Raw genomic sequence first — 3,846 nt, forward strand, 5'->3', positions numbered from 1 at the left:
CCCAGATCATTGGTCAGATTGGTACCGATACCGAAGGCTAACTGGCAGCGGCCATTGAAGCGCTTGAACAGCTCAATGGTTTTCGGAATCGTCAGTCCATCACTGAAGATCAACACCTTGCTCAAAGGATCAATCTTGTTGGCCTTGTAATGCGCAATCAGGCGCTCGCCCCAGTCAAACGGGTCGCCGCTGTCATGGCGCGCGCCATCAAACAGCTTGCAGAAATACAAGTCAAAGTCACGCAGAAAGGCGGACATGCCATAGACATCAGACAGCGCAATGCCCAGGTCCCCGCGATATTCACGCGCCCAGGATTCAAAGCCAAAAATCTGGCTATCACGCAGACGCGGGCCCAGTGACTGGCAGGCCTGCAAATACTCGTGGGCCAGCGTTCCCAGTGGAATCAGGCCCAGCTTCATGGCGTACAGCACATTGCTGGTGCCCGCCAGCTGCCCCTTGCGCTGAGCATTGCCTGCCCCGGCAATGCGCGAGCCCGCATGACCGAGCCTTGCGCACAGCACGCGCAGAACCTCTTCATGCCAGGCCTTGGAAAAGCGGCGGCGTGTGCCGTAATCGGCAATCTTGAGCGATTCAAGCCCCGGCCCTTGCAACAGCTCAATCTTCTCGTCAAGACGCTTGCGCCCTTCCAGAAAGTTAGGCACGGGCTGGGTATTGCGGAAGTACACCTCGTTGACGATGGCCAGCACCGGAATCTCAAAAAGAATCGTGTGCAGCCACGGGCCCTTGATGCTGATGTCAATCTCGCCACTGGGCAGCGGCGTGACGGTGATGTATTTGTCGTTGAGCTGAAATAGACTCAAAAAATCCACAAAATCGCTTTTGATAAAGCGCAGAGAACTCAAGTAGGCCAGCTCCGCATCCTGAAAGCGCAGCTTGCACAGCGAACGAATTTCTTCACGGATTTCATTGACGTAGGGAGCCAGTTGCACGCCGGGGTTGCGGCACTTGAAGCGGTACTCCACCTGTGCGCCCGGGAACTGATGCAGCACCACCTGCATCATCGTGAATTTGTACAGGTCGGTATCTAGCAGGCTGGTGATGATCATGGACGACGGTGGGCCTGGCGGTCCGTTCAGTCATAGAACAAGGCTGGCCCAAAGCGCATGCAGCGCCAGCCTCAACAAAGGTTTCCGAGTGTAGGCGATTCCACACTCTGCGCCCTGCTCAACGCCATAACCGCCTCGCCTTTACTGAGACTTGAGGCGCACTTTGCTGCATTGAGTACAAATCACCCGCAAGCCCTTTATATAAAAGCGCAAGCAGCTATCAAATTTTTCTATTTATGACCATCACCTTGCCTCAGCAAAGGCTCTAGCGCCACGCGCAAAGCAGCGGGCAGCGGTGCGGGGCGGCGCGTCTGCCTGTCTACATAGACATGAACAAAATGCCCCGCCGCTGCGGACTGCGCCTCACCCCGCGCAAATAGCCCCACCTCATAGCGCACGCTGGAACTGCCGATATGTGCCACGCGAATGCCCGCCTCGACCTGCTGCGGAAAGGCCAGCGAAGCAAAGTAATTGCACTGGGTCTCTATCACCAGCCCAATCGTCTGCCCCGCATGAATATCCAGTGCGCCCTGCGCTATCAAATAAGCGTTCACCGCCGTATCAAACCAGCTGTAGTAGATGACGTTGTTGACATGGCCATAAACATCGTTATCTGACCAGCGCGTACTGATTTCGCGAAAAACGGCATAGGAATCACGCTCCTGCGGCATGGCTCGTGCGGGTTTGGCATCTGTGTGTGGTGCAGTCATCGCGCCATTGTGCAAACCTGTCTCAACCCCGCCAGCACCACGGCGACAGTACCTGCTTTCACCCTGAGTCAGCCCTTACCAAGCACCTTCATCCATGCTTGGCTCAAGGCACAAAAAGCACGCACATGCATTTTTGCGTCAGTTATCAGACATAACAAAGTTTTTATAAATCAAATACTTACAAAAACAAAAGAGTCCTTCATTTATTTGTTGCAACGCAACAATTAATGCTTGCATTGCCCAAAAAACTCTTTCACAATGCACCCATGCTGCACTGCAACATACAACTAGTTAACCACTAGCGATCATGTCAGAGCAGACGTTTACTCCGGTCCGATCCCCTTGTTAGTTTCGTAATTTTGGAGAATTGCAATGTCCCTGACCCCTGACCAAATCCTGAGCGCACAAAAAGCCCACCTCGAAACCCTGTTCGGCCTGACGAGCAAAGCTTTCGAAGGCGTTGAAAAGCTGGTGGAACTGAACGTTACTGCTTCCCGTGCAGCTCTGAGCGAAGCCGCTCAGCACACACAAGCCGTCCTGAACGTGAAAGATGCTCAGTCTCTGCTGACTCTGCAAACCAGCATCTTCCAACCTCTGGCTGAAAAGACTGCTTCCTACAACCGCCACCTGTACGACATCGCCAGCAACACTGCTAGCGAGTTCAACAAGGCGCTGGAAGTCCAGTCCGCCGAAGCCCGCAAGAGCTTCAACTCCTTGCTGGACACCACCACTCAAAACGCTCCCGCAGGTTCTGAATCTGCTGTAGCTCTGGTCAAGAGCGCCGTCTCTGCCGCTAACAACGCTTTCGAGTCCGTGCAAAAGGCTGTCAAGCAAGCCTCCGACATGGCCGAAGCCAACTTCAACGCTGCCTCCAAGACAGCCACTGAAGCCGTCAAGTCGACCGTCGCAGTCAAGCGCTAAAAATGGTTATTCGCATGTCTGGCAATTTTCTAGGGTTTACCCTATAATTGCCAGCATGTCAGGTCAGCGCCTTTATGGATGCTGATCCGCACAAGTTGTCTCCTTGGATCCTCCTGAAACCCCCGTTTCACGGATCCCTTCAAAGCCCAGTCTTCATGATTGGGCTTTTTTTTATGCGCGCTTTCCGCAATTCGAATTGTTCCAGCCTTCTGCATAATTGACGTTTACGTCAACGTCATATCAAAAGGGGACAATTCATGCAGATTCAGGATCGCGTGTTTATCGTGACCGGCGGCGCATCAGGCTTGGGCGAAGGCACCGCGCGCATGCTGGCGGCCAATGGCGGCAAAGTCGTCATTGCCGATATGAATGCCGAGCGCGGCGAGAGCGTGGCCAAGGAAATCGGCGGCGTTTATCTGCGCTGCGATGTCAGCAACGAAGCAGATGGCCAGGCCGTGGTGGAAAAAGCCACCAGTCTTGGCAAGCTGGCCGGCTTGGTTAATTGCGCCGGTATTGCACCCGCTGAAAAAACCGTGGGCAAAAATGGCCCGCACAACCTTGCCACCTACACCAAGACCATCATGGTCAACCTGGTTGGCAGCTTCAACATGATTCGCCTGGCTGCAGACGCCATGAGCAAAAATGAGCCCGAAACCACAGGTGAACGAGGCGTGCTGATCTCAACTGCCAGCGTTGCAGCCTATGACGGACAAATTGGCCAAGCAGCCTATGCCGCATCCAAAGGCGGCGTCGTTGGCATGACCTTACCCATTGCCCGCGACCTGGCCCGCAGCGGCATTCGCAATATGACGATTGCCCCCGGCATCTTTGGCACACCCATGTTGTTCACCATGCCGCAAGAAGTGCAAGATGCGCTGGCCGCAAGCGTGCCATTCCCCAGCCGCTTGGGCAAACCCGAGGATTACGCCAAGCTGGTCAAGCACATTCTTGAAAACGACATGCTCAACGGTGAAGTGATTCGCCTTGATGGCGCTATTCGCATGGGCCCAAAATAAAGCGGCACCCGTCATCTCATCGCTCAAAAGCCTCCTTGCGAGGCTTTTTTCTTGCATGAATGGATTTTTCAGACAAGAAAAAAGCCGCAACCAATTTCTTGATTGCGGCTTTTTAAATCTGGCGGAGTGGAC

4 protein-coding genes are annotated in these 3,846 nt (G+C 54.1%); 2 read left to right on the top strand and 2 right to left on the bottom strand.

Going from position 1 to position 3,846, the window contains the following annotated elements; translation table 11 throughout:
• Positions 1–1,067: nicotinate phosphoribosyltransferase (gene pncB, locus RSF91_RS19655; protein WP_332569981.1), on the bottom strand; the 1,067-nt coding region annotated here is incomplete at its 3' end.
• Positions 1,068–1,297: 230 nt separating this feature from the next.
• Entirely contained in the window at positions 1,298–1,777 is a 480-nt protein-coding gene (locus tag RSF91_RS19660) for an acyl-CoA thioesterase (protein WP_332569982.1), read from the bottom strand.
• Positions 1,778–2,149: 372 nt separating this feature from the next.
• Here RSF91_RS19660 and RSF91_RS19665 point away from each other — a divergent pair, with 372 nt between their 5' ends.
• On the top strand, positions 2,150–2,698 hold the full coding sequence (locus RSF91_RS19665) for a phasin family protein (protein WP_332569983.1): 549 nt from the start codon (positions 2,150–2,152) through the stop codon (positions 2,696–2,698).
• 257 nt (positions 2,699–2,955) lie between these two features.
• Positions 2,956–3,714, top strand: coding sequence for a 3-hydroxyacyl-CoA dehydrogenase (locus RSF91_RS19670; RefSeq protein ID WP_332569984.1), 759 nt, complete (start codon positions 2,956–2,958; stop codon positions 3,712–3,714).
• Positions 3,715–3,846 lie beyond the last annotated feature (132 nt).

The organism is Comamonas sp., from assembly GCF_036643215.1.
Classification (GTDB): Bacteria; Pseudomonadota; Gammaproteobacteria; order Burkholderiales; family Burkholderiaceae_C; genus Comamonas.